This window comes from Spirosoma sp. 48-14, from assembly GCF_001898575.1.
GTDB lineage: Bacteria > Bacteroidota > Bacteroidia > Cytophagales > Spirosomataceae > Spirosoma.
Window position 1 is genome coordinate 39995 of record NZ_MKUD01000029.1, and the last position, 26720, is coordinate 66714.

At 48.5% G+C, this 26720-nt stretch carries 19 protein-coding genes and 3 tRNA genes; 11 read left to right on the forward strand and 11 right to left on the reverse strand.

The window, feature by feature from the left end; translation table 11 throughout:
- Positions 1 to 40: 40 nt before the first annotated feature.
- The 7 genes from BGO59_RS16975 to mnmD all read right to left on the reverse strand — a co-directional run bounded on the left by BGO59_RS16975 (position 41) and on the right by mnmD (position 4631).
- A tRNA-Thr gene (locus BGO59_RS16975) sits at positions 41 to 112 on the reverse strand.
- Positions 113 to 178: 66 nt separating this feature from the next.
- Positions 179 to 254 (reverse strand) — tRNA-Gly (locus BGO59_RS16980).
- 37 nt (positions 255 to 291) lie between these two features.
- A tRNA-Tyr gene (locus BGO59_RS16985) sits at positions 292 to 374 on the reverse strand.
- 116 nt (positions 375 to 490) lie between these two features.
- The gene (locus tag BGO59_RS16990) at positions 491 to 1039 is read right to left on the reverse strand and encodes a hypothetical protein (RefSeq protein ID WP_293684904.1); all 549 of its coding nucleotides are present in this window, start codon (positions 1037 to 1039) and stop codon (positions 491 to 493) included.
- Positions 1040 to 1140: 101 nt separating this feature from the next.
- A complete protein-coding gene (locus tag BGO59_RS16995; protein WP_293684906.1) occupies positions 1141 to 3162 on the reverse strand; it encodes a M13 family metallopeptidase in 2022 nt (673 codons plus the stop codon).
- 124 nt (positions 3163 to 3286) lie between these two features.
- The gene (locus tag BGO59_RS17000) at positions 3287 to 3877 is read right to left on the reverse strand and encodes a DUF255 domain-containing protein (RefSeq protein WP_293684908.1); all 591 of its coding nucleotides are present in this window, start codon (positions 3875 to 3877) and stop codon (positions 3287 to 3289) included.
- A gap of 79 nt (positions 3878 to 3956) precedes the next feature.
- Positions 3957 to 4631 (reverse strand): tRNA (5-methylaminomethyl-2-thiouridine)(34)-methyltransferase MnmD, encoded by a 675-nt coding sequence (gene mnmD / locus BGO59_RS17005; protein ID WP_293684910.1) that lies wholly within the window; start codon positions 4629 to 4631, stop codon positions 3957 to 3959.
- Between the two features lie 181 nt (positions 4632 to 4812).
- On the opposite strand from mnmD, the gene BGO59_RS17010 reads away from it, so the two are divergent.
- The 4 genes from BGO59_RS17010 (at position 4813) to BGO59_RS17025 (ending at position 13176) form a co-directional block, all read left to right on the forward strand.
- On the forward strand, positions 4813 to 5286 hold the full coding sequence (locus BGO59_RS17010; protein ID WP_293684912.1) for a DUF4293 domain-containing protein: 474 nt from the start codon (positions 4813 to 4815) through the stop codon (positions 5284 to 5286).
- A 389-nt stretch (positions 5287 to 5675) separates the two neighbouring features.
- On the forward strand, positions 5676 to 8975 hold the full coding sequence (locus BGO59_RS17015) for a S41 family peptidase (RefSeq protein ID WP_293684914.1): 3300 nt from the start codon (positions 5676 to 5678) through the stop codon (positions 8973 to 8975).
- Positions 8976 to 9110: 135 nt separating this feature from the next.
- Positions 9111 to 11612 (forward strand): zinc-dependent metalloprotease, encoded by a 2502-nt coding sequence (locus BGO59_RS17020; protein ID WP_293684916.1) that lies wholly within the window; start codon positions 9111 to 9113, stop codon positions 11610 to 11612.
- A 178-nt stretch (positions 11613 to 11790) separates the two neighbouring features.
- Complete coding sequence (locus BGO59_RS17025) at positions 11791 to 13176, forward strand: hypothetical protein (RefSeq protein WP_293684918.1); 1386 nt, start codon at positions 11791 to 11793, stop codon at positions 13174 to 13176.
- Positions 13177 to 13243: 67 nt separating this feature from the next.
- Here the strand turns inward: BGO59_RS17025 and BGO59_RS17030 are convergent, their stop codons facing one another.
- The gene (locus tag BGO59_RS17030; RefSeq protein ID WP_293684920.1) at positions 13244 to 13903 is read right to left on the reverse strand and encodes a hypothetical protein; all 660 of its coding nucleotides are present in this window, start codon (positions 13901 to 13903) and stop codon (positions 13244 to 13246) included.
- 152 nt (positions 13904 to 14055) lie between these two features.
- Positions 14056 to 14997 (reverse strand): malate dehydrogenase, encoded by a 942-nt coding sequence (mdh, locus tag BGO59_RS17035; RefSeq protein ID WP_293684922.1) that lies wholly within the window; start codon positions 14995 to 14997, stop codon positions 14056 to 14058.
- A gap of 186 nt (positions 14998 to 15183) precedes the next feature.
- Between mdh and BGO59_RS17040 the strand changes: the two genes are divergently transcribed.
- From BGO59_RS17040 to ruvA, 6 genes are all read left to right on the forward strand, one after another.
- Entirely contained in the window at positions 15184 to 15645 is a 462-nt protein-coding gene (locus tag BGO59_RS17040) for a YkvA family protein (RefSeq protein ID WP_293684924.1), read from the forward strand.
- Positions 15646 to 15775: 130 nt separating this feature from the next.
- Positions 15776 to 15982, forward strand: a complete 207-nt coding sequence (locus BGO59_RS17045) for a twin-arginine translocase TatA/TatE family subunit (protein ID WP_026262249.1) — start codon at positions 15776 to 15778, stop codon at positions 15980 to 15982.
- A gap of 143 nt (positions 15983 to 16125) precedes the next feature.
- On the forward strand, positions 16126 to 17565 hold the full coding sequence (gatA, locus tag BGO59_RS17050; protein WP_293684926.1) for an Asp-tRNA(Asn)/Glu-tRNA(Gln) amidotransferase subunit GatA: 1440 nt from the start codon (positions 16126 to 16128) through the stop codon (positions 17563 to 17565).
- Positions 17566 to 17673: 108 nt separating this feature from the next.
- Positions 17674 to 19248, forward strand: coding sequence for a lytic transglycosylase domain-containing protein (locus tag BGO59_RS17055; RefSeq protein ID WP_293684928.1), 1575 nt, complete (start codon positions 17674 to 17676; stop codon positions 19246 to 19248).
- Between the two features lie 60 nt (positions 19249 to 19308).
- On the forward strand, positions 19309 to 19830 hold the full coding sequence (locus tag BGO59_RS17060) for a hypothetical protein (RefSeq protein ID WP_293684930.1): 522 nt from the start codon (positions 19309 to 19311) through the stop codon (positions 19828 to 19830).
- 108 nt (positions 19831 to 19938) lie between these two features.
- Positions 19939 to 20532, forward strand: a complete 594-nt coding sequence (gene ruvA, locus BGO59_RS17065) for a Holliday junction branch migration protein RuvA (protein WP_293684932.1) — start codon at positions 19939 to 19941, stop codon at positions 20530 to 20532.
- Between the two features lie 100 nt (positions 20533 to 20632).
- Here the strand turns inward: ruvA and BGO59_RS17070 are convergent, their stop codons facing one another.
- Both BGO59_RS17070 and BGO59_RS17075 read right to left on the reverse strand, forming a co-directional pair.
- On the reverse strand, positions 20633 to 20953 hold the full coding sequence (locus tag BGO59_RS17070) for a hypothetical protein (protein WP_293684933.1): 321 nt from the start codon (positions 20951 to 20953) through the stop codon (positions 20633 to 20635).
- Positions 20954 to 21134: 181 nt separating this feature from the next.
- Positions 21135 to 23366 carry a S9 family peptidase gene (locus BGO59_RS17075; protein ID WP_293684935.1) on the reverse strand — a complete coding sequence of 744 codons (2232 nt, stop codon included), beginning with the start codon at positions 23364 to 23366 and terminating at the stop codon, positions 21135 to 21137.
- Positions 23367 to 23531: 165 nt separating this feature from the next.
- Here BGO59_RS17075 and BGO59_RS17080 point away from each other — a divergent pair, with 165 nt between their 5' ends.
- Positions 23532 to 26720, forward strand: a complete 3189-nt coding sequence (locus BGO59_RS17080) for a SusC/RagA family TonB-linked outer membrane protein (protein WP_293684937.1) — start codon at positions 23532 to 23534, stop codon at positions 26718 to 26720.

Below are 26720 nucleotides of genomic sequence, written 5' to 3' on the forward strand. Positions count from 1 at the left end.
TGGGCGGTCCCATCAAAAAGATTTCCCGAAAGAAACCTTGAGCCGTTACGGGGACTTGAACCCCGGACCTCTTCCTTACCAAGGAAGTGCTCTACCGCTGAGCTATAACGGCAAAAAAAGTTTTCAGTTTTCGGCTTACTGTTGTTAAGCAGCAGTAAACTGTGAACCGTAAACTTTATGGAGCGGAAGACGGGTCTCGAACCCGCAACCTATAGCTTGGAAGGCTATCGCTCTACCAATTGAGCTACTTCCGCAATTACAATCAACCTGTACAAGTTAATTGTAGTATTGTGGGGAGTGGAGGATTCGAACCTCCGAAGGCGTACGCCAGCAGATTTACAGTCTGATCCATTTGGCCACTCTGGAAACTCCCCAAAAATCACTGTTAAAGAACATTTTCCGCCCCGTTTCCGGTTTGGAGTTGCAAAATTACATGTTTTTGCGGTGTTGTCAACAGATGATCTAAAAATAATTTAGATAAGCAGGAAACTTACTTCAATAACTCGGTCAACCGGGTGCTATCGGGGTAGATCATTTCAGTAATTCGCCAGCGATTTTCAGCAATTTGGCTGAGTTCGACCCGAATGTCGCCCGGTTTATTATTGTTGAGAAACGTAACGTAGACGACTGATTTAGAACCGCCTATGGCTGCTGGTTCAACCCAGGTTTTTTTGACTGCCGTATCGGGTGCCTTGAAAAGCAGATTTATTTTCGACCGATTTACCTTGCCCGAAGATTTTTGTGTATCGTTCCAGATCAGGTCAGCGGTGGATTTAGCAAAAAACTGATCGATCAGGCTTCGGTCTTTGGTTTCACGAAGTGGATTGTCTTTGGTACTATGTTCAAAATAAAGAGCACGAACTAATCGATCGGCAGCCGAGCGGGGGGCATCGGGGCCGGGTCGGGTAGCCAGTGCAAGGATGCTGTCTTCCTGAATGGTTCCGGTTGTTACGGCGGTTTCTTTTTCCTGTTTTGGTTTAGTCTGACAGGCCAGCATCATGAGAAACAAACTGGCTATACACCAACGAAGGATACACATGCGTGAAAGGGTTTAGGCGCTTTGCTGACTAAAGTTTAACGGTCTGGCTTCCTACCTGTTAGGTATAGCAAACCAGACCATTCGCCATAAAATCAGTCGATTTACCAAACTTTAATGCGTGCTTCCGGCTTTTTATACATTTTGTCGCCTGGTTGAACATTGAACGCTTGGTACCAGGCGTCAATATTCGAAACAGGGCCATTGCAGCGGTACAAGCCAGGTGCATGCGGGTCAGTCAAAATCAACTGCGCCTGAGTTTCGGGCAGGACATTTGTTCGCCAGATTTGGGCCCAGGAAAGGAAAAAACGTTGATCGGGGGTGAATCCGTCAATCATACTCTTTTTGCCATTTGCTTTACCTTGCGCCGTTTTTTTGAATGCGTCGTAGGCAATGGCCAGGCCGCCTAGATCGGCCAGATTTTCGCCCAGGGTTAACTGACCATTGACTTTGATGGAATCAAGTACCTTGAAGCCGAAGAACTGCTCTTTTACCTGATCTGCCCGCTTTTTGAAATTATCAGCGTCGGTTTTGGACCACCAGTCCCGAAGGGTACCGTCGGCATCGTATTGTCGGCCCGAATCGTCAAAGCCGTGGGTCATTTCGTGGCCGATTACAGCGCCAATTCCGCCGTAATTGATGGCATCATCGGCTTCAAAATCGAAGAATGGAAATTGAAGAATGGCGGCCGGGAAGGTGATCTCATTGTTCACCGGACTATACGATGCGTTGATGGTTGGGGGCGTCATACGCCACTCCGTTTTATCGACGGGTTTGCCAAGGCGGTTGATCATGTAGTTGTACTGCCATTTGTCGGCCGCCTGTACATTCCCATAGAAATCATTGCGGCTGATGGTGATTCCATCGTAGTTTTTCCACTTATCGGGATAGCCAATTTTCCGGCGGAAAGCGACCAATTTAGCCAGGGCTTTCGTTTTGGTATCGTTACTCATCCAGTCGAGGCTTTTAATATGTTCTTTGAATGAAGCTTCCAGATTATCGACCAGGGTTAACATCCGCTGTTTAGCTTCAGGCTTGAAATATTTCTGTACATAGAGTTGTCCAAGAAGATCACTCAAAGAGCCGTCGATTAGGCTACTAACTCGTTGCCAGCGAGGGGTTTGTTCTTTCTGGCCGGTTAAGGTTCTGGAAAAGGCAAAGTTCTGTTTTACAAACGCATCGCTTAGATAGGGGGCTGCCCCTTTCACAATATTCCAGCGCATATACGTACGCCAATCCTCAATGGGAGTAGCCGCCATCAGGCTATCGAGGGAGTGGAAAAAAGCGGGACTTTGTACCAGTACTGTATCCTGGTCTTTAGACCCAAATTTGGTTAGTTGGTCGGCCCAGTTAATAGAAGGTGTTGACTGACTGAATTTGCTTACGCTCAGCTTATTATAGGTTTTGTAAGGATCACGAAGCTCAACGCGGGGCATTTGTGCTTTGGCCAGTGCTGTTTCCAGACGAATGATTACATCGGCATCCTGTGACGCCTGGGTTGGTTCTTCGCCGATGAGCGCTAACATTTTGTTCAAATGTTCCCGATAGGCATCCCGAATTTTTACACTGCGGGCGTCGTTTTTCAGGTAATAATCACGGTCGGGAAGAGTAGTACCGCCCTGGCTTAATTGGGGTAAATATTTCGACACATTTTTGCGGTCCTGCGTAATGCTAAAGCCAAATAACATACCATTGCTTTGCGTACGCTGATAGGCAAGTTCATCCAGAAAAGCGGCTTTGTTATTTACTTTTTCGATACGAGCCAGATCGGGCTTGATGGGGTCAAAGCCACGTTTCTCGATCGTCAGGCTATCCATACCACTGGCGTAGTAATCGCCAACCATCTGATAGAGACGACCTTTTGTCGCCGTTTTGGATGCATCTTCAAGCAGTGTTTTCATGGCATCCAGGCTTTTTTCACGCAATTCCTGAAAGGTTCCCCACGATGTTTTTGATGCCGGAATGGTATTCGCCCGAAGCCAGTTACCATTGGCGTATTGGTAGAAATTATCGCCCGGTTTGACCGATAAATCCATATTGGCCGGGTCGATAAATTTACGGGGGGCTACGGTTGCTATCAGGCCGATTGTGACAACCGCCGAAAGAAAAGCTAATTGCTTGTTCATTTATAGAGTGAGTTGTAAACGTAAAGAATACAAAAATACATAACGCGGATGGGAATCCGCGATTGGGGTCAGACTAACCACGTCCCCAATCGCGGATTCCCATCCGCGTTACCTGATTCACTATTTATTTACCCGCCAGCGAAGCCTGGAACTCACGTGTATAAGTACCCGCTTTGAATTGGTCGAAAGGCTCTTTCTGGTGATAATTTTTCCCAAAATAGGTGATAATCTGATGGAAGGTACGGGGCTCCAGATATCCGGCAATTGGTTGGATCAGGTTAAATTTTTCATCCATGAATACCGTTGTCGGATAGCTCATCTGATTTCTCATCAGGGCCGCAGCCAATTCGTGAACCCCGTTACTACCGCCACTTATATACTTGAACGTTTGTTTGCCCAGGGTTATATCGGCGGTTTGTTCAGCGTTGAACCGGACCGGGTAAAAATTTTCGTTCACGTAGTCGACAATGGCGGGCTCGGAGAACGTTTTGCGATCCATAACCTTACACCAGCCACACCAGTCTGTGTATACATCGATAACAAATTTCTTTGGTTTCTTCTGAGTAAGCGCGTAAGCTTCCTGGATGGTCAACCAGTTAATGTGCTTGCGCTCGTCGGTCGGCCTAGCAGTCGGTAGATCGACAGGTAAGGAGGTTCGAAATGCGCTGATCGTTAATAAAACGAAGGCCGCGAAAAAGAGAAACAGGCGGTTCATACAGGCTGTTGTTTTAATTAGTAACGTACGGGGGCTAATAAAATTAGTAAACAGGTCTGAGTTCTGCTAAAAAAGTAACTTACGAAACAGGCCGAACTGCCCGTAAAATATCCCGTTTATGCGGAGGGCCGGGATGCTTTTCAACGGTAAGACCTGCCGAACGAAGGTTTCGTTGTACATAACTCTTTGAACAGTAAGTGGTCAGTATACCATTTGGGAGCAATAAATGAGCCAGTTTTGCGAAAATTTCCGGCTCCCACAGTTCGGGCTGGGCCGTAGGCGCAAAGGCATCGTAATACATCAGGTGGAAGGATTCTGACGTAGCCCAGTCCTGGAGTTGAGAATGAATTTTTAACAGACTGAAGCACGGATTGATGGGTACCCACTTATTCCAGGGCGATTCGTGAAGACTGGCTAAATAGTTAGTGCCTATTAGTTCGTCGTAGTTTAGGTGTCGCGCATCGTCAGGCGCCATCGGAAAGGCTTCGACCGCTGTATACATAATCCGACGCTGATGGGACAGAGCCTGTTGAGCCGTTAAAAGAGCATTTAGTCCCGTTCCAAATCCCATTTCAAAAATATGTAGCTCCTGGTCAGGGAATCGGTCGAAAGCGTCCAGTAATCCTAATTCAATATAGACTCGTTGGGATTCCTGATAGGCGCCATGAATGGAATGATAGGTTTTATCGAGCGTCTGATTAATGGCGGTATGAGAGCCATCGGCAGTGATTAGCAAGCGGACATTGGCGTTCATGTGAAAGAAAATAGTAGCACAGCGTGTAAAGAATCTACAGAAACAACCTTAACCTAATCTTAATCTGTTCGTTTTTGGGCTAATTTTGTGTCTGGTTTCTGTAGGCTGGGTAACGAAAATCGCGATTTACTCGTAATCTAGTCGGCATGGGCCATTCATAGTCAATTATTTAGTAAGTCAAATGATTCAACGCGTTCAATCCATATTTCTATTTCTTATTGCTGTTGCAATGGGTACAGCACTGGCCACACCATTATGGGAGAAGTCGGGTACCAAATCGCCCGAAATGGCTCATTTATCGGCACTACAATATACTCAGCAGCAGGGAGTTACTACGTATGCTGATACTGTCTGGTATTTAGCCTTATTAATCGCTCTGGTGGGAGTTGTGGCTCTTTACGCTATTTTCCAGTATAAGAATCGGCTGACACAGACAGCCTTATGTGCTGTTAATGCCTTGATGCTTACGGCCATTATGGGCATTGTTCTCTATCGGACGCTCTATCTGGGCAAATTGTATGGTGATCCGGAAAATCAGGGTGATTTTTTAACCGGTTTTTACGCCATTATTGCTGCTCTTGTATTTAACGCATTGGCAAACCGTTTCATTCGTCGGGATGAGAAATTAGTGCGGGGTTCTGATCGGTTACGCTAGGCTTATTTTTCGTTAGGCTAGTAAAAGCCTGCTGTTTGATGATCGTATATATCGTCAGACAGCAGGCTTTTTTATTGGTTATAAATAAGTATCGGTTTAAGATTTTTTATTCTTTTTTGGGTAATGCACAGAAGGAAGTTGTCTTTTCTATGAAAAAGCCTTAATCTTATTTCGTTTTTTTGAAAATAAGAATTTTGAGGCTGAATAGGCATTGTACTATTGGGTAAGAACTGTAAATCAGGTGATGGCAGAACGGAATTTTACTGCCGTCTTCAGGCACGTTTTGCCCAACTAAGTGGCTTGGTCTTTCTACACAATCAGTCTTACGAATCAACTAGTATTTTGCTGACTAGGCCGACTTCTATACGTTATCAACAAACCTCTTTTTTATGAACACGTCTACCCGTGTAATGCGCATTGGGTTAGCAGCTTTTATAGGGCTTAGCCAACCAGGTATTGCACAGACAACGAACCCAACCCCAAAGTTTGCCTTTGCAGAGCCCGCTTTATCGCCCGATGGAAGAGAAATTGCCTTTGTTTCGGGTGGCGACATCTGGACTGTACCTGCCGCTGGTGGTGAAGCCCGACTGCTGGTAGCGCATACCGACAACGAAACCCGACCCCTGTATTCGCCCGATGGCAAATACCTGGCGTTTGCCTCAACCCGCTCCGGTAATGGCGATATTTATCTGCTAACACTGGAAACGGGTTCCTTGCGCCGACTAACGTTCGACGATGGAGCCGAAAGCCTTACGGCCTGGTCGAATGATAGCAAAATGGTCTATTTCCAGTCGACCAGCCGCGATATTTCGGGTATGAACGACATCTACCGGATGCCTATTACCGGAGGTACGCCGATGCCCGTTACGGCCGATCGGTATGCAAGCGAATTTTTTGGAACCCCCTCACCCGATGGTAGTACACTGGCATTTTCGGCCCGTGGTATTGCTGCGGCTCAATGGTGGCGAAAGGGAAGCAGCCATCTTGACCAATCCGAAATCTGGACCTGTAAGATTGGCGCGAAGAAAGGGGATAAACCCACCTATGAGCGATTGACCGAAGGAGGAGCAAAGGAACTTTGGCCCATGTGGAGCCCAGATGGTCAAACGGTCTATTTTATGTCGGATAAAGGTGGTGGACAGAACTTATGGGCCAAGGCACTGAAAGGACAGGCTATGATGCTCACATCGTTTAAAGACGGGCGGGTCATCTGGCCATCCATCAGTCAGGATGGAAAGTCGATCGTTTTTGAGCGTGATTTTCAAATCTGGAAATATGACATTACCACGAAGCAAACAGCCCCGGTAGCCATTCACCTACGGGGTGCAGCGGCTGGCCCTGCTGTCGATCATGTAAAGCTTACGAGTCAGTTTCGGGATCTGGTTGTATCGCCCGATGGGAAGAAAGTAGCGTTTACCGCTCACGGTGAAGTGTTTGCGGCTTCGGCGAAAGAGGGTGGCGATGCGGTTCGGGTTAGTAACACCCCCGCGCTCGAGTCGCAACTGGCCTGGACACCTAATAGCCGGATGCTACTGTATATAAGTACGCGAAATGGTATTGCCAACCTCTATCAGTATGATTTTTCGACTCGCGAGGAAATCCGCCTTACCGACTCTCAGCAGGACGATGCGGCTCCGGTTGTATCGCCTGATGGGCAATCGGTCGCTTTCCTGCGAAATGGGCAGGAACTGCATGTGATGGAGTTGGGTAATAAGAAAGACCGGGTGGTGTATAAAGGTTTTCTGGGCCGTCCGCCTTTTGCCAGTACGGGTTCGGTAGCCTGGTCGCCAGATAATAAATGGCTGGCCTTCGCTGCCTATGGGACTAAAACGTTTCGGAATATTTCGGTCGTACCCGCAACGGGTGGCGAAAGTCATCCGGTAAGTTTTCTGGCTAATACCTTTGGTGGAAATGTAAACTGGAGCCCTGACGGGAAGTACATTCTGTTTGGAACCAACCAGCGGACCGAAATGGCGCAGATTGCCCGAGTTGATCTGGTTCCACGATTGCCCAAATTCCGGGAGGATCAGTTTCGCGACCTGTTTAATGAGGAAGTGCCCCGGACGATTCGAACGACTACGGCACCCATAGCTCCAAGCGCCCCTGATAAAGTTGCCTCCCGCGATTCCGTTGCTAGTTCATTGCCGGGCACAAAAGCGAAAAGTGCGGGTAAAGAAACAACCAGCATTGTGTTTGACGGTATTCGCCAGCGGTTGAGTTTATTGCCCATCGGTATGGAAGTTGATGCGCAGTCGATCAGTAAAGATGGTAAAACACTTCTGTTGGTAGCCAGCGTGGCCGGTCGGCAGAATTTATACACCTACTCTCTCGATGAAACGGGCGCAGAGCGAAGTGTAGCCCGTCAGTTAACGACAACGCCCGGCCCGAAAAGCAATGCGCAGTTTACGGCCGATGGCAAAGAGGTATTTTATCTGGAACAGGGGCGTATTCAATCGATTTCGCTGGAAAAACGGGAACCTAAACCAGTGGCTGTAACGGCTGAAATGGATGTTGATTTTTCCAGCGAAAAACTTCAGGTATTTCAGCAGGCCTGGGATGTACAGAACAAAGGCTTCTATGATCCTGAATTTCATGGTATCGACTGGCAAACCGTTCGTAAAAATTATGAACCGCTGGCGGCTGGAGCCCGTACCCCCGATGAATTACGCCGATTACTAAGCCTGATGGTGGGCGAACTGAATGCGTCGCACTCGGGCGTATCAGGCCCGCAGGGAGCCATCGATATAACAACCGGACGACTAGGACTCCGGTTTGATCGGATTACGTATGAGAATACCGGCAAACTCCTGATTACAGAAGTCGTGTCGCAAGGACCCGTGGCGTTGGTAGGTACGGTTAAACCCGGAGATTATTTGCAGGCCGTTGATGGGAAAACAATCGATACGAGTACCAATCTGGATGAGTTATTAAATAATAAAATCAACCGTCGGGTCAACCTTTCGATCGTATCGGCTCCCAATGCAACTCCCCATGAGGTGAGCGTATTGCCCGTTAGCCTGGCTACGGAAAAAGGCTTGTTATATAAACAGTGGGTTGAGCAGCAGCGCGAATATGTAGCGAAAGCGAGTGGCGGACGGCTAGGCTACGTGCATATGTTCGATATGTCGGCCGAATCGCTCAACCAATTGTACATCGATCTGGATGCCGATAACCACGCTCGTGAAGGCGTTGTGGTTGATGTGCGCAATAATAACGGTGGCTTTGTGAATGCGTATGCCCTCGACGTATTTGCCCGTAAAGGCTATATGACCATGACTCCCCGTGGGCTTCCGGCCTCACCGGCGCGTACACAACTGGGACAGCGGTCACTGGAAAAACCAACGATTCTGGTCACTAATCAGCATTCACTCTCCGACGCCGAAGATTTCACGGAAGGGTATCGGTCGCTTAAACTGGGTAAAGTGGTGGGCGAACCGACGGGTGGTTGGATCATTTATACTTCAGCCGCCCAATTGATCGACGGCTCATCGATTCGCCTGCCTTTCATTCGCATTACCGACAATACAGGCAAGAATATGGAACTGAATCCACGTCCGGTCGATATTCCTGTATCTCGTCCCATTGGCGAAAGCTATACCGATCAGAATACCCAGCTCGATGTAGCCGTAAAAGAACTCATCAGGCAACTAGACGAAGCCAAATCCAGCAAGGTCAGTGCGGGCAAGTAAAATGAGATTTGCTGTAACGCGGGTGGCAACCCGCGATTTTTAATCAGAGAGTGCGTGCCACCCGCGTTACAAGAAACAGCCACCTAATATCCACTAATTAACTATCGTCAGCAGCAAAAGACAACCTGTTAGCACATGAAAAAACGTTTAGTTACCTTCTTAGCACTTGTACTTATTCCCATGTATCAATTGGCCGCCCAGGCTCCTGCGGGTGGTTCTGGAGGTTCAGCTACCATTGCCGGTTTTACCAATGGCATGGAAAAACATCCGGGCTATCTGACCTATTATTGGGATGCCAAAAAAGGCAAAATCTGGCTCGAAATCGACAAGTTCGATACAGAGCTTTTGTTTTACCCTTCGCTGGCGCAGGGCGTCGGCTCCAATGATATTGGTCTTGATCGTGGGCGGCTGGGTCAGGAGCATATCATCAAGTTTCAGCGGAGTGGGCCTAAAGTCTTGATGATCGAGCCTAACTATTCGTATCGTGCCATCAGCAATGACCCGCTGGAGCGTCGGGCGGTTGAAGAATCGTTTGCCAAATCCGTTCATGCGGGCTTCGATGTGGCTGCCGAAGAGAACGGCAAGGTACTGGTCGATCTGACACCGTTTATGATGCAGGATCTGGTCGGCGCTATTCAGGCCATCACCCGCACGCGTCAGGGAGCTTTTCGGCTAGACCCGGCCCGTTGTGCGATCTACCTGCCGAATACAAAAGCGTTTCCACAGAATACCGAATTTGAGGCTATACTGACGCTTACAGGCGACAATCCAGGCGCCTATCTGCGCGAAGTGGTGCCAACACCAACGGCTGTCACCATTCATCAGCACTATTCATTTGTGCAACTGCCCGATGCTAACTATAAACCACGGGTTTTTGATCCACGCATTGGCTACGGTGGTATTGAATACTTCGACTATGCAACGCCCGTTAGCCAGCCGATCATGAAGCGGTATATTTCACGGCATCGACTGGAGAAAAAAGACCCATCGGCGGCTGTTAGTGAAGCAGTTAAGCCCATCATTTATTACATCGACCCCGGAACGCCCGAGCCAATCCGTTCGGCACTGATGGAAGGAACGGCCTGGTGGAATCAGGCGTTTGAAGCGGCTGGTTATAAGGATGCGTTCCAGGTAAAATTGCTTCCTGCCGATGCCGACCCGATGGATATTCGATATAATCTCGTGCAGTGGGTACACCGCTCAACACGCGGCTGGAGCTACGGCGGCAGTATCAGCGACCCCCGGACAGGCGAAATTATCAAAGGCAAAGTAACCCTGGGCTCGCTGCGGGTTCGGCAGGATTACCTGATTGCACAGGGGCTGGTTGGCGATTACCCCGGAGCCACCGCACCCGATCCTAATTCGGACCCTATGATGAAGATGTCCATTGAGCGACTTCGGCAATTGGCTGCCCATGAAGTAGGCCATACGCTTGGTTTGCCACATAATTACATTGCTAGTGCACAGGGAGGAGGTGAGTTTGGTCGGGCATCGGTTATGGACTACCCAACGATGGTGGCTAAAGTGAAAGGAGCTAGTATCGACCTGTCGGATGCCTATGCAAAAGGGATTGGTATTTACGACAAATGGAGCATCCGCTACGGTTATGAGCAGTTTCCGAGTGGTACTAATGAGAAACAGGCACTCGATAAAATCGTAAACGACATGCATAAGTCCGGCCTTACGTTCCTGACAGACAAAGATGCCCGCCCAGAGGGGTCTGTTCATCCTGGTACGCACCTGTGGGACAATGGCAACAACGCTGTCGATGAATTAAAACGAGTGAGCGATGTGCGCCGGATAGCGTTGGCCAATTTCACAGAGAAAAAAATTCCGACCGGAACACCTATGGCTACACTGGAAGAGGTACTAGTGCCGATGTATATGTTCCACCGCTATCAGGTCGAAGCGGCTGCCAAGGTTGTAGCGGGGCAAGTCTACACCAATGCGCTACGGGGTGATGGTCAGCCGGTTGTAGCGACGGTGCCAGTTCAGGAGCAGAAGCGAGCCTTAGACGCCTTACTGTCTACGATTGATCCCGCGTTTTTGGCAGTTCCTAAATCAGTGCTGGCTCTGATTCCACCCCATCCGTTCCGGTATGATCCTAATCCACGGGAAGTATTCAAACGTCGGACAGGGCTTTCCTTCGATCCACTGGCAGCGCCCGAAGCGGCTGCGGGCATGACACTCCAGATGCTGTTTAATTCCGAGCGGGTAAGCCGACTGGTAGCCCAATCGGCTATCGATCCGGCTCAACTGAGTCTGGAAGGTATGCTCGATCAGCTATTAGCTACCACCTGGTACAAAGCCGATCCGGCTGATGGTTATCAGGCCGAAGTAAAGCGGCTGACCGAAAAATTGCTTTTACAAAAACTACTCGATTTGGCGAACAGCCTGGAAGCCACTCCACAGGCGCGGGGAATCGCCTTGCTAAAGCTCAGTCAGTTGAAAGCGAAGATTTCGGCTCCAGCTACTAATCCGAAAGCAAACGCTCACCGCCTGCTGGCACTGGATCAGATACGCCGTGCCGAAGGCAATATTGCTGACCTGAAGCCCACTAATCCGCAAACGCCCCCCGACGGTATGCCGATCGATACGGGCCAGGAATGGCTCGCTCCTGCGTGCGACTGGAAATAAGCTCTACGTCATAAAAATCCGCCTGCTTTTAAAGCAGGCGGATTTTTTTTTGCCTTTTCTGACTAGTTCTGTTGTATTGATCGCATTACGCAATCTAATTTTAATCTCTTTTTAATTTGCTTGCTCGTTTACAGTGGGACTCATGTCTGTCTCGTTTCGATCCAAAAACAGTATCTATATGATGTTTTCTCTAAAAACTGTCTGGGTAATTGCTTTGGTGATGCTCAGCCAGTTGACAATTGCTCAACAATATGCTAAACCCGATACCACAAAATCGCCCGAAATAAACGAACTGAAATACAACCTAAATGCGTCGGGCTCCCGTTTTTTTAAAGTTACGTTTTTAAATCAGAGCTGGCTTCGGTTTAATCAAAGTAATCCGGGGACTACGGTTGTGAGTGAGCCCAAAGACAATACATTCGATATTGGTCTGCGCCGGACGCGTATCCAGCTATTCGGACAGGTCAGCGATCACGTTTTTCTATACCTTCAGTTTGGGCTGAATAATTTTAATTACCTGAATGGTGGATTCAACCCAACGGCTACATCGAACCGGAAAATCCAACCCTTTTTTCATGATGCGGTAGGCGAATATATCGTCTGGAAGAATAAGGATTACCTGAAAATCGGCTATGGTCTGACGATTGTCAATGGCCTATCCCGATTTTCAGCGCCGGGGGTAAGTAACATTATGAGTATGGATGTTCCGGTGTTTGCCCAGGCTACGGTTGATCAGACGGACGAATTTTCGCGGAAGCTAAGTCTCTATGCACGAGGGCAAATTGGGCATCTGGATTACCGGATTGCGATGAGTGATCCATTCCCGATTCAGACCAACGGCTCGGCTCTGCCGATCTATGGACCGAACGCCATTTTTGCACTAAAAGGCCACACCAAGCAGTATCAGGGACTTTTTATGTGGCAGTTTTTCGATAAGGAATCGCACCAGACACCTGGCTACAATACAGGCACCTATTTGGGTTCTAAAAAGATTTTCAATCTTGAAGCGGGCTTTATTACCCAGAAAAATGCTACCGTGAGCGTTCCTGCGGCTGGCGATACGGCGTATCATACCATGAATCTGTGGTCCATTGCGTCATTCCTGGATATGCCCCTTGACAGAGAAAAAGGGACAGCCGTGAATGCGTATCTGGGTTATTTCCGTACCGACTATGGTCCAAATTATCTGCGCTTCAACGGAATCATGAACCCTGGTAGTGGTATTGTGGCTGGCTATCCGGCTAACACGCAAGGGAATGCATTTCCAATGTTTGGTACAGGAAGTTTAGTCTATGGCCAGGTTGGGTATTTGTTAAAACGCGATCTGTTCGGTCCCGGTAATGGCACGCTTATGCCCTATGTCCAGGCGCAGATTGCGAACTATGAGCGTTTAACAAAGACGTTGGGCGTTTACAACATTGGAATCAACTACCTGATCAAAGGACATAACGGTAAGTTTACCCTCGATTACCAGAATCGGCCTTTTTACCAGATTTCAGGTAATCAGTACGCACCGGGTGGCCGTCGTGGTCAGTTGACATTGCAGTATCAGATTTTTATCTAATAAGAGTGTGGTGTTAGTAACGTGGTGTCAGATGGAAGCATCTGACACCACAGGAGAGAGCTTGGCGCTACTCCTTGAAGTCTCTATCGTAGGGGAATTGACGGGAGGCTTTACGCATGATGGTTGTGATGATGCTGCTGGTATTGCTGCCAAAACCGCGCGACAGGGTTTTGTCATATTTCCAGAGGAGTTCGCCCGTTTTGCCATCGTTGATGCTGATGGTTGTTTTTCCGGTATTGGTAGCACCACCAAATCCGACGGCCAGCGTCATGGCGATCGCAGCTCCATCCGACATGGGCTGTGTACTTTCAAATGTACCCGATACAATGCCATCAACTTTCAGAATTTTTGCCAGTTCTTCCGGTGTAAAACTCGCCAGCGTTTCATAGGTTACAGCATTACGTTCCAGCAGCGCGTTTGTCCGGGCCGGGTCCTGAAAATCAACAAAGATATCGTTGCTTTCCTTCCGCTTCAGAAAGTAGGAATGAACGGCACTTTGTACGCCCAGGCCTTCCCGTTTTTCGAGCGCTGCAACACCCGCAGGTCCCCCATTTTTTTCTACTTCTTTGGGGCGTAATTGCAGAGTCGTTTTAAAGGGAAGAATAGCCAGGACTTTATGGTCTTTGGCCAGGTTTTTGAAATTTGGATTCGTATAAATCTCACGCGTCTGGGCAAAAGCACTAATCAGTGCGCCAAGAAACAGTACAGTGGTTAATAAGGCTTTCATAAAAAGAGGCTGTTAAACACTGCATAGTTACAGAGCGACGAGTGGGCTTGGAAATCGACTTTGGCTGAAACGGCATTAACACCGTATGAAGTGGGGAAAACAAAAAACCGGTCGTTGGGACCGGTTTTTCAAATAATGAGCAATCGAAAGAATTAGATACCGATGTTTAGCGTGCTCAATACGCTATTCATGTTGCGAACGGCATCGGCCGATTTGTTGAAGGCAGCCTGCTCTTCCTCGTTCAGTTTGTAATCAATGATTTCTTCCCAACCACTGCGGCCCAGCACTACGGGTACACCCAGGCAAATGTCCGACTGGCCGTATTCACCTTCGAGCAGTACGCAGGATGGAATCACACGTTTCTGATCGCGCAGAATGCTTTCGACCATATAGGCGCCAGCCGCTCCCGGTGCATACCAGGCCGAGGTGCCGATCAATCCGGTTAAGGTAGCACCGCCAACCATCGTATCAGCAGCTACTTTTTTCAGTGTTTCTTCGTCCAGGAAATTGCCGACCGGAACGCCCGCTTTTGTTGCCAGACGGGTCAGCGGAATCATGGTTGTATCGCCGTGACCACCGATAACCGAAGCCTGCAAATCGTTGGGCGAGCAGTTTAATGCCAGCGACAGATAAGTTTTAAAACGAGCCGAATCCAACGCACCACCTAAGCCGATTACCCGATTTTTGGGCAGACCTGAGGCTTTCAGGGCCAGATAGGTCATGGTATCCATCGGGTTCGATATGATGATGAAAATAGCGTCGGGCGAGTATTTCAGAATGTTTTCGGTAACGCCTTTCACGATACCCGCATTGATGCCAATAAGGTCTTCGCGGGTCATCCCAGGTTTACGTGGAATCCCCGAAGTAATAACGACGACATCCGAACCTGCCGTTTTTTCGTAATTATTGGTAGAACCGGTTATTTTAACGTCGCAGTCGAGCAACGTTGACGCCTGGAGCATATCGAGGGATTTACCTTCGCTAAGCCCGTCCTTGATGTCTAACAGCACAACTTCATGGGCAAGCTCCCGGCGGGCAATGTTATCGGCGCAAGTGGCTCCAACGGCCCCAGCACCTACTACTGTAACTTTCATACGGTATTCGGAATTAAAGGGTTAACACGAGACCGCAAAAGTACAGTCCCGGTTCTACACAAACCAATACAACGGTAATAAAACTTATGGTTGGGTTCCAACGTTAATAGATTATTCAAAAAAAGTTGTTAGACATTCACTGCCATCTGCTTTGTTAATCAGCCATTCTACGGAATGGACATGCCAATGAAAAATAGTAATCTTATATCCAGAGTTCTATCCTCTATTTTCTTCAAGCGTGCCAACGCTGGTGCATCCCGATATGCCCGAAATAGTCGTAGTTTGTTTGAATTGATTCGGGAAGCCGTTGAAAAAAGTGGGGGGTTGACAGGGGCTAACTTTTCGGCATTCCGTGACCAATTAGGCGTGGTGACCCGGTTGTTGAAAGCATACGCATCGGGCGATTACCGGGAAGTACCCTGGAAAACCCTGCTCAGAATGATTGCCGTGCTGATCTATTTTGTGTCGCCCCTGGATTTTTTACCGGATTTTCTACCCGTTATTGGTTTGACCGACGATATCGCGCTGATGCTCTGGCTGTTTAGTGGCCTAAAAGACGATATAGAAAAGTTCAGACAGTGGGAAAATCCGGTCGTTAATCAGCAGGGTGAGTCACCTCGCCGAGCGGCAACGATTAAGATCGGATAAAGTGAGAAGCGATGTATGACTTGCGATTGACGATTTGGCAAAAGTCCAATCTTAGTTCGTAACTTTTATATCGTAAATCGTAAATCGTACTTCGTAATTCATTAATTTTGCATACATTCAAATTCCAGGAATCATGGTTTCAAGCATTTTTGCAATTATGGGTTTGGGCGGTCAGGAAATGATTTTTATCTTCCTGGCGTTGCTCCTGTTGTTCGGCGCTAAAAAAATTCCCGAACTCGCACGGGGCCTCGGTAAAGGCATCAAAGAATTCAAAGACGCTACTAAAGACGTTCGCGAAAACATCGAAGAAGGTCTTAAAGAGTCGGATAAACACTAATCATGTATTGTATCTAGGCAGACAATCAGGCGGTTCCAGTAAGGGGCCGTCTGATTGTCTGTTTTTATTAGTTTAGCTGCCTGTCCTACGAGAGAACGTAATTCTTTTCCGTTGAAGGCTGGGTAGCGATAAGCCATTTCCTTGTGACGCTATACCGTAGCTTTTCTTCTGTACAGGCCGACCTAAAAACAGGCCAGATTACCTGCCGCCAGTTGGTAGAGCAGTACCTCACTCGTATTCAGGAAGCCCAGCACCTTAACGTATTTACCGAAGTATATGCCGATGAGGCCCGTCGACAGGCCGATTTAGTAGACCAAAAACTGGCCGATGGTACGGCTGGTCGACTGGCGGGTATGGTGATTGGTATCAAAGACGTGCTCAGTTATACCAATCATGGTGTACGGGCAGGTAGTCGTATACTCGACAATTTTACGGCGCAATTTACGGCCACAGCCGTGCAACGACTGATTGATGAGGATGTAATTATCATTGGTCGGCAAAACTGCGATGAGTTTGCGATGGGTTCATCGAACGAAAATTCGGCATTCGGCCCGGTTCGAAATGCGGCTGATACCAGTCGCGTGCCTGGTGGATCGAGTGGTGGATCGGCTGTAGCAGTACAGGCTGGTCTTTGTTTAGCCAGTATCGGTTCCGATACAGGTGGTTCGGTCCGTCAACCGGCTGCGTTCTGTGGCGTTGTAGGCCTGAAACCCACCTATGGCCGCGTGAGCCGCTGGGGTTTAATCGCCTACGCATCTTCCTTCGATTGCATTGGACCGATTGCCAATACGCCCGACGATGCCGCACTCCTGCTCGAAATTATGGCTGGCCCCGACGAGTTTGATAGTACAGTTTCAAGTCGGCCGGTTTCGGCGTATAGCCAGGCGTCGCTTCCTGAACGCCCACTGCGTATAGCCTATTTGCGCGATGGAGTCGAAAGTGAAGGGGTCGATCAAAGCATTCGGGAAGCTACCCAACGTACTATCGATCAATTGAAAGCGGCAGGTCATACGGTTGAACCCGTTGAGATTTCGCTGTTACAGTATCTGCTTCCTACCTATTATATTCTGACAACGGCCGAAGCGTCGTCGAACCTCTCGCGTTTCGATGGCGTACGTTATGGATATAGAAGTTTATCGACGGGTACATCAGGAATGGACCTTTTGACGTTGTACAAAAAAAGTCGGACAGAAGGGTTCGGCGCTGAAGTACGTCGGCGGATTTTGTTAGGTACGTTTGCGCTGAGTGCCAGCTACTACGACGCCTACTACACCAAAGCACAACAGGTTCGACGACTGATTCGGCAGGAAACCGAGCGGCTGTTTGAGCAATACGATTTTTTACTGTCACCCACCACACCCACACCTGCATTCCAATTGGGCGAAAAAACAGAGGACCCATTACAAATGTACCTGGCCGATATATTTACGGTTCAGGCAAACGTAGTAGGCTACCCAGCTATATCGATTCCAAATGGTACCGACGCAAACGGGCTGCCGATAGGTATACAACTGATGGCTCCGCCTTTTGCCGAAGAGTCTTTGATCGGATTGGCAAGAAAAATGATGATAAAAAATGGATAATGTAGACTGAACAATGAATAATGGTTAAAACTACCGAGGCCTAAACCATTATTATTTTGACCCTCTACATTATCAATTATACATTTTACATTATTCATTAATAATTATATGAACTACCTGAACCGTAGCCTGTTAAGACTGGGGCTGTTGAGTGCGGTAGTGGGGGCGACCTTCATTGGGTCGGTAAGCAGCGCCCACGCCGAGACTACGATTCAATTGGACAGTACGATAGTTAAGAAAGATACGCTGGCCTATGTGCCGACTGTTCCTGACAGTCTGATTCGCGAACGGCTGGCAAAGCTACAGAAAGACATCCCCCTGAATTACCACAAAGCCGTTCAGGCTTACGTCGATTACTTTACCTTCCGCCGGGCGAGCTACACCCAAACCATGCTGGAACGAATGCCCCTGTTCTTTCCACTTTACGAACGGGTGCTTGCCGAATATGGGCTACCGAACGAATTAAAATACCTTTCCATCGTTGAGTCAGCCCTGAACCCACGGGCTATTTCGCGGGCAGGTGCTGGTGGTCTCTGGCAGATTATGCCTGGTACTGGCCGTGATCTTCGACTCTCTCAGGATGATTACGTAGACGAGCGGATGGACCCGGTCAAGGCGACAGAAGCGGCCTGCAAATACCTGCGCGATTTGTACAACATCTTTGGTGATTGGGAACTGACAATGGCCGCCTACAACTGCGGGCCTGGAGCGGTGAAACGGGCCATGCGCCGAACGGGTGGTGATTCATTTTATTCAATCTACGACGCCCTGCCTAAAGAGACGCGTGGTTACGTCCCTCAGTTCGTGGCTTTTACGTACCTGATGAACTATGCCAACGACCATGGTATCATTGCGGAAAACTATGAGTATCCAATTCCGCATGATACGATTCACATTTCGGGCTACTTCAATCTAGAAACGTTTGCCAAGCATAGTACAATGCCGCTGACGGATTTGCAGAAAATGAATCCGGCTATTACGACGACGATTTTGCCCGATTATACCCGGCGATACCCCTTACGCATTCCTCATCAGCAATATGGCTACTTTGCCAGTCGTCGGCAGGCTATTATGGATTCGGCTCGTAAAATACCAGGCCGGATGGAGCATATTCTGTTGGCCAGTGCCGAGGATATTCGGTACGGTGCTGATTCAATAGGAGCCTGGACTGCACGGAGTCAGAATGGTTTAGCGAACATAACTCTGGACGAAACATCGGCGGTTGCTGCAAAACAGGCTCTGGCTGAATCAGATGATGAACCCGAAGAAGACATTGAAACGATTGTGATGCGGAAGCCCCGCAAGCAAACGTATGTCGTTAAAAAAGGAGACAATCTGACCGATATTGCGGATCGGTTCAACGTAGAGCTGTATGACTTGAAACGCTGGAACCATTTACGGTCTACCCGAATCCAGCGTGGACAGAAGTTGACAATCCTGAAGGAAGTTGCCGAAACACGTGCGGAGCGACTGGCCCATCAGGGAACCGCTAAAGCAACTAAGAAAGCCGAAGTTGTGGCAAAAAGTAAGCGGTATAAGCCTCGTTACCATCGCGTACAGGACGGCGATACGCTTTGGAACATTGCCCAGCGATATGATGGTTTGACTATTGAGCGGCTGAAAAAATTAAACCACATTCGTAACAATGCGCTCCGCCCCGGTCAAAAGTTGATTGTTGGTTAAGTAACCAAAAGTTGCATAGATCGTCTAATTCGTTAGATTTACTACTGTAATTCACTCACCATGACTTCTAACGAGCGATTAGATCAAATTGAGCCTGTGTTAGCGGATGTTGTTCGTACACAAGAGCGCATTATTTTCCAAATTGGTAAGATAGTCGATTATGTTACCGACACCCGAGAGCAGGTTGATGTAGTTATTCAGCGGCTAAATCGGCTAGAAGTCAAAGTCGATTTAGTAGAAGAGCGAACGAATCAGATAGCCAGCGACATTGTAGTTCTCAAAGTGGATGTAGCTGGTCTTAAAACGGATGTCGCTGAGTTGAAAGAGGGTCAAACTCGTCTCGAAGCTGATGTAACTGGTTTGAAAGAAGGTCAGGCTCGTCTCGAAGCTGATGTAGCCAATTTGAAAGAAGGTCAGGAACGACTCAAAGTTGATGTTGCTGATCTGAAAGAAGGTCAGGCTCGTCTCGAAGCTGATGTCGCTAATTTGAAAGAAGGTCAGGTCCGTCTTGAAGCTCGACAGGGTGAAATGCAACAGGATATTAAGGCTATTTTTAGTCTCCTACAGGAGCGACTCAAATAAGTGAACGTAAGATCGTAAAACCGACGGCTTTCTGATGGATAAGTCGTCGGTTTTTTGTATCTTTATAGTTATATAATGGGCTTATAAACAAGCCTTTACCGCTAACGAATGATTGCTTATTTAGACGGGATTCTTGCCTACAAAGAGCCTACCCATACGATTATCGACGTTCATGGTGTAGGCTATATGGTACACATATCGCTTCAAACCTATTCTATTTTACCCGGAGGTGGCGACCGCATCAAATTATTCATTCATCATCTGTTTCGGGAAGATTCTCAGGCATTGTATGGCTTTGCCAGCGCCGATGAAAAATCGCTTTTTCTGGATCTGATCGGGGTGTCGGGTGTTGGGCCGAATACAGCGCTCGGTATGCTGTCGGCTATGCAGCCGGGCGATTTACGGCTGGCTATTCTTGGGGAAAATGTAAGGGCTGTCCAGGCCATCAAAGGGATTGGTGCTAAAACCGCCCAGCGGATTATTCTGGAACTGCGCGACAAAATGAAAAAATCGGGTGTAGTGCCGGATGGCCCCACCTACCGCCAGCAAGCTACCAATCCCGTTCGGGAGGAGTCGCTGGCTGCACTGGTTGCCTTAGGATTTCCCAAAGCCACTGCCGAAAAGAGTGTCGATGATGCGCTGAAAGCAGAACCGAATCTGACCGTAGAAGAGGTTATTCGGCAAGCGCTGCGACAGGGCTAGTTAGAAACAACAAACGTAGCCAGAAAACCTGACTACGTTTGTTGGCTATATGATATGGATAGAGGAGGAAATGATCCTCGCCTTTAGTTTCTATCAGGAGTTAATCAACGCCAGCCGCTTTTTTAGTTTTGGCTTTTGCCACGGCTTTTAGCTCTTTCGCATCGCTTTTCAGGGCTTTCTTTTCGGCTTTTTCCATTTTACGGTCAGCTTTTGCCATCCGCGTTTTAGGATCGGAAACACCGGCTATCTCAAGCCCTTTACCAGTGCGAGCATTAGCATTGAGTTCATGTGCTTTTGAAATTTTCTTTTCAGCTTTCATCTCTTTTTTAACCGCTTTCCCTTCCTGAACGGCCTGGGCAAAACTGGTTTGTGCGGCTGCCAGCATAGCGCAGACAGAAGCAGCAATGATTAGCTTTTTCATAACGTTTGATGGTTTTAGTGAATTTACTTATTAATCTAATTAGTGTCGTGAATGCATTATTAACCAGCTATGTCTACGTTTGTTTAGCACTCCGATAATTTAGAATTTATATAAATCCCTCAGGTTGGCTCTAAAGGCCCTTTATAGTAAAAAAGTCCAGCTTTTTGGCTGGACTTTTTTGTTAGTTGACAGGTGTATTTTTTAAGTAGTTCTCCAGATAGGTTGTGTATTGCTGATAGAGTAATAGCTGAGTATTCGCACTATACGCAACACCGTGGGCACCGGGCGGATAGATCCGTAAATCCGCATCTTTACCGGCATCTTCGAGGGCGTTCATTAATTGAAATGTGTTTCGAACGTGTACGTTTTCGTCCATTGTAGAGTGGGCAATGAACATTTTTCCGGCCAGGTTTTTCGCATAAGTTGTAACCGCGCTGGCTTTATATTTCTCTTCGTTTTCGGGCAGTAAACCCATGTATCGTTCGGTGTATATCGAGTCGTAGAGCCGCCAGTCCGTCACGGGAGCACCCACAATCGAGACTTTGAATACGCCCGGATGGGTCAGCATCGTATAGCTGCTCATATAGCCACCGTAGCTATGACCGCGAATGGCCATCCGGTTGGCATCGATCCAGGGAAGTTTAGACAGATAGGCTGCCGTTTCGGCAAAGTCGAGGCTCTCGTACTTGCCTAGTTTTTCATAAACGATCTTTTCGAAATCACGTCCGTACCCTCCGCTACCCCGGTTATTCACACTAACAACTACGTAGCCGGTTTGAGCCAGCCACTGATGCCAGCCCGTAGTCGCAAATTCGTTATACACGGATTGAGCACCCGGCCCACCGTAAATGTCCAGCACGACCGGATATTTATGACTTGGATCGAAATCAATGGGTTTTATAATTGAAATGTCGATAGGCTGGCCATCGGAGGTTGTGAAGGTTGCCAGTTCTTTATGGGCGTAATCGTGGCTGGCAATGTAATCCCAAACCCGCTTATTGGTTTCCAGTGCTTTGATAAGCTGGCCTTTTGTATCGCGAAGTTCAACCTGGGTAGGCGTGTTAACGTTCGAATATTTGTCGATGAAATACTGGCCGTTTGGTGAAAAATTTACTGCATGTCGTCCGGCTACACTGGTCAGTCGTCGTTTGTTTTTGCCGTCAACATCGGCTACAAACAACTGACGTTCCAGGGGAGAGGCTTCGGTCGACGTGAAATAAACCTTCTTTGTTTTGGGATCGATGTAATGGACATACGTCACCTCCCACTTACCAGTTGTAACGGCATTGAGCAGTTTACCTGAATAATTGTAGCGATACAGATGTGCATAGCCATCCCGATCAGAAACCCAATAGAACTCCTGAACACCTGCCGGGAAATACATCAGGTGGTTGATGCCCGCGAAGAAATCGAAGATGTCGACCCAGGTGCTGGAGGTCTCTTCCATAATCTGGCGCGCATCACCCGTGCGCACATTGGCCATATACAACCGCAGGTGATTCTGCTTGCGGTTCAGGTGCATCATTGCCAGTTGGCCTTCGAGCGAAGTCCAGTAAATACGTGGGATATAGCCATCACCCAGATCGACCTTCATCCACTGTTTGGCTTTATTGGCAATCTCAATGACCCCGATGCGGACAATCGGATTGGTATCGCCCACGCGGGGGTAGGGAAGCGAGTCGTATTTTTCGTCAAAGCCTTTATAATCTGTCAGGCGATACATTGGCACCTGCCGTTCGTCCGACTGCCAGAACGCAATGAACTTGCTATCGGGCGACCATTCCCAGGCCTGGGCCAGTCCAAATTCTTCTTCATATACCCAGCCAAAACGACCGTTGAACAAAGCGGGTTTGGCATCGTCGGTGAGTTGGGTTTCCTGTTGGGTGGCAAAATCGAATACAAACAGATTGCCACCCCGTTCGTAACCAATTTTCTGGCCATCGGGCGACAGTTCGGCCGTTTGTGCGTCTTTGGCCACCAGTTTCAGGCTTTTATCGGCTACCGTGTACACGTAGTAGTCCGAAATACCCGAACGCCGATAGACGGGCCGAAAATTGCTCTGAAAAAGGATGTTCTTCGAGTCTTTCGACCACTGGAACGAGCCATACGCAAACGGACGGTCAGAATTGGGGAATTTCAGTTGAGCACCATCGAAGATTACCTCTTCTTTCTGGTCTTTGGGCGAAAAGGTCTTGATGGTGTTTTGGCCATCGATGAACGAAAACTTGCTACCGCCTTCAATCCAGTTTACGGAGCGGGGGCCGGGCGATCCGGTCAGTTGGCCGCCCGAAAACAGGGCTTGTTGAAGATTGGCATAGCGCTGCCGTGACTGTGCAACTGCCTGTTCCAGACTCAAATGAGCCAATAAAGTAGCAGCCAGCAAAAGCAGCCCGAGTCGATTACGGTTGTTCATGAAGAATTGTATGACTTATCAAAGATTCAAATTTACAAAAAAAGGCTTTTCGGTTTGGTGCAATGAATCATGCTTTGCGGGTGTCTTTAGGCCGTCTTTTATCGCTATATTTCACAATTAATTAACAATTATTTCTCGTATCGTTCACCAACTAACTACAGACCTATGACAAACAGGTACGTACTGGTTAGCAGATCAATCCATTCGCTATGGCTGTTCTGTCTGACCTTATTGCTTTGTACGACAGCTTTGGCACAAAGCACGCGCTATACGCTGAAGGGCCGCGTTACTGACCCTGAGAAACTGCCTCTTCCGGGAGCGACCGTTGTGATCGTTGGGACAACCGTCGGAACAACCACCGATGCCGAAGGAAATTACACCCTGCCCGTAACCCTTAAACCTGGTCCTATTACTGTTGCGTTTACGATTATCGGGTATGAAACTCTGCGGAAAGACGTTACCCTTGGAAATGCTACTGAACTGACTTTAGATGCGGAGATGGTGGCGGCTCCTACCAATCTGGATGAGGTTGTTGTTACGGGCTCAACGCTGTCGGCTCCCAAGCGTGAACTGGGTAATGCGATCAGTACCATCAAGGCAACTGACTTACAACAGTCGGGCTCGGGCAATCTGATCAATTCGTTGCAGGGTAAAATGCCAGGTGCGCAGATCACGCAAAACTCGGGCGATCCAGCGGGGGGTATCAGCATTCGCCTACGCGGGATAAAGTCGCTGGTGGGTTCATCCGATCCGTTGTACGTCGTCGATGGAGTCATTGTGAGCAATGCCAGTACAAACGTTTCGCAACTGGCGCTGGCGAATGATGTGGGTAATGCCAACGTTGGACAAAACCGCCTGTCGGATATTAATCCCGACGATATTGCTACGATCAACGTAATCAACGGGGCGGCTGCGGCTGCTCAATACGGTTCGCGGGCGGCCAATGGCGTAGTCATTATCACGACTAAGCGTGGGCAAACCGGCAAACCGACCGTGACGTTTACGACTTCGTTTAACGTCAATGAATTGCGTAAGAGTGTGCCCGTGAATACGTATGGCAAGCAGTTTGGATTTTCTTCGCTTCGGCTTTATCCAATTGGCGTTATTTCGGCTGCTCAGGTCGCTGCCAATCCAGGAACCACTACTACAAATATTTACCGCGACGGTACTCTATCGGCCCTGGCTACAAATCTGGTCGATGTACAGCGGTATAATTATTTCGATCAGATTTTCCAGAAAGGGACAGGTACCGACAATAACATTTCCGTTGCTGGTGGACGCGATAACACGCAGTACTATGTATCGTTCGGTTATCTGAAAAATCAGGGTATTATCAAACAGACGGATTTTACTCGGTATAACCTCCGCGCCCGTGTCGATCAGCGACTGACCAATTGGGCTAAAGTATCGGTGGGACTGAGCTACATCAATAGCCTGTCGAACGAGAAAGCCAACGGCAACGTGTTTTACAGCCCGATCAACTCGGTCAATATTACGAACAACATCTACGACATTACCCAGCGAGATGCGGCCGGTAACCTACAAGCTGTTGAGCCAACCCGTGTGAATCCCCTGTCGACGATTGAGGACATGAAGTTTTCGCAGTCGGTCAGCCGGACCATCAATAGCCTGCAACTGAACCTGACCCCACTCAAAGGCTTAAGTGTCGATTACATCGTTGGGGTTGATGCCTACTCGCAGTTTGGTAAAAACTACATCCGTCCGTACCCCTATCAGGCCATTGCAGGCTTACCAGCGGCTCGTTATCCAAATGGATTTGCCGCTACGGCTACCAATCAGGTTGTCCAGTTCAACAATGACCTGAATGCGCAGTACGAACGCCAGTTTAGCGAGGATTTTAAAATCAACGCGGCCATCGGGTATAGCTATCAGTATTTCCAGGCCGATTACTCGATTAATAGCGGGCAGAACCTGTCGCCATTCATCGAAACGGTTAGTGGAGCCAGTGCCTCCTATTCAGTGAAATATGATCTGGATCGGTATAGCCTGAGTGGTATGTTTGCCCAGGCTACCTTTGGGTATCGTAACCTGGCCTTTATTACGGGGGCCGTTCGGCGCGATCAGTCCTCAAAATTCTCGCCAACTCAAACGAACCAATATTATCCCAAAGTCAGTGGCTCGTTCATTCTGTCGGATCTGGATTTCTGGAAGAACCTCTCCTTTAGCAACGCCTTCAATAGTCTGAAATTACGGGCTAGTTATGGTGAAGCGGGTAACCTGTCGGGTATTGGCTCGTATGCTCGTTTCTACCAGTTTAGCCCGGTAAGTTATCTGGGTAAAAACACGGTTGTTCCGGGTACACAGTTGGCTAACCCTGATGTACAGCCTGAGCGGATGGGTGAACTCGAAGGCGGTATCGATCTGGCGTTCCTGAATGGTCGGATTGGCCTGGGTGTTACGGCGTATCATCAGAAAATCAGCAATCTGGTTGTTAACCGGACACTAGCACCCACCACGGGTGGAACGAGCATCGTGAATAACGTAGGGTCGATGGAAAACAAAGGGTTTGAGATTGTGCTGGATGCTACACCGATTAAGACCAAGGATTTTACCTGGGATTTCACGGTGATCTACAACCACAACCGGAACAAAGTGCTTGATCTGGGTGGGCTACCAATCATTAGCCCTGATGCCTCCTCGGCTTCTGGTACGCCCGTTTATCTGATGGTTGGTCAGCCGGTCGGCGTTTTCTACGGGACAGCGTATGCCCGGAATCCAGATGGTTCGCTATTCCTGTCGCCATCGGGCTTCCCACAGTCGGAGCGGGCAGCTTCGCAGGATAACGGGGCCATCAACTATGTACCGGCCACTCGTGGCAGCGACGGAGCAATTGACCCTTCCAAACCAACGGCTAACATTATCATCGGTAACCCAAACCCTAAATGGACTGGCTCGTTTAACACGAATTTCTCCTACAAAAAGCTGAGTGTGCATGTGTTGCTGGATGCTGTTCAGGGCGTCGATGTGTTCAATGCTGATAAACGTACACGGCAGGGAGTTGGCCTGGGCGATTATGCTGAGCAGGAGCTACGCGGAACCTTAAAACGCGGCTATATTTTCGGTATTTATAATACCCAGGAGTTCCGGGTTGATCCAGGGTCTTATGTTAAGCTTCGTGAGGTATCGCTGAGCTATACGCTGCCAACGCTGGTAAAAGGTCTTAGCCGACTGAACATCGGTCTGGTGGGTCGAAACCTCTATTCATGGGATAAGTACACGGGCTTCGACCCTGAAACGAACGCCGGGGGGAACAACGACCTGTTGCGCGGTATCGACTTCGGGAACGTCCCTATTCCACGCACCTACCAACTTAAACTGTCAGCCACATTCTAA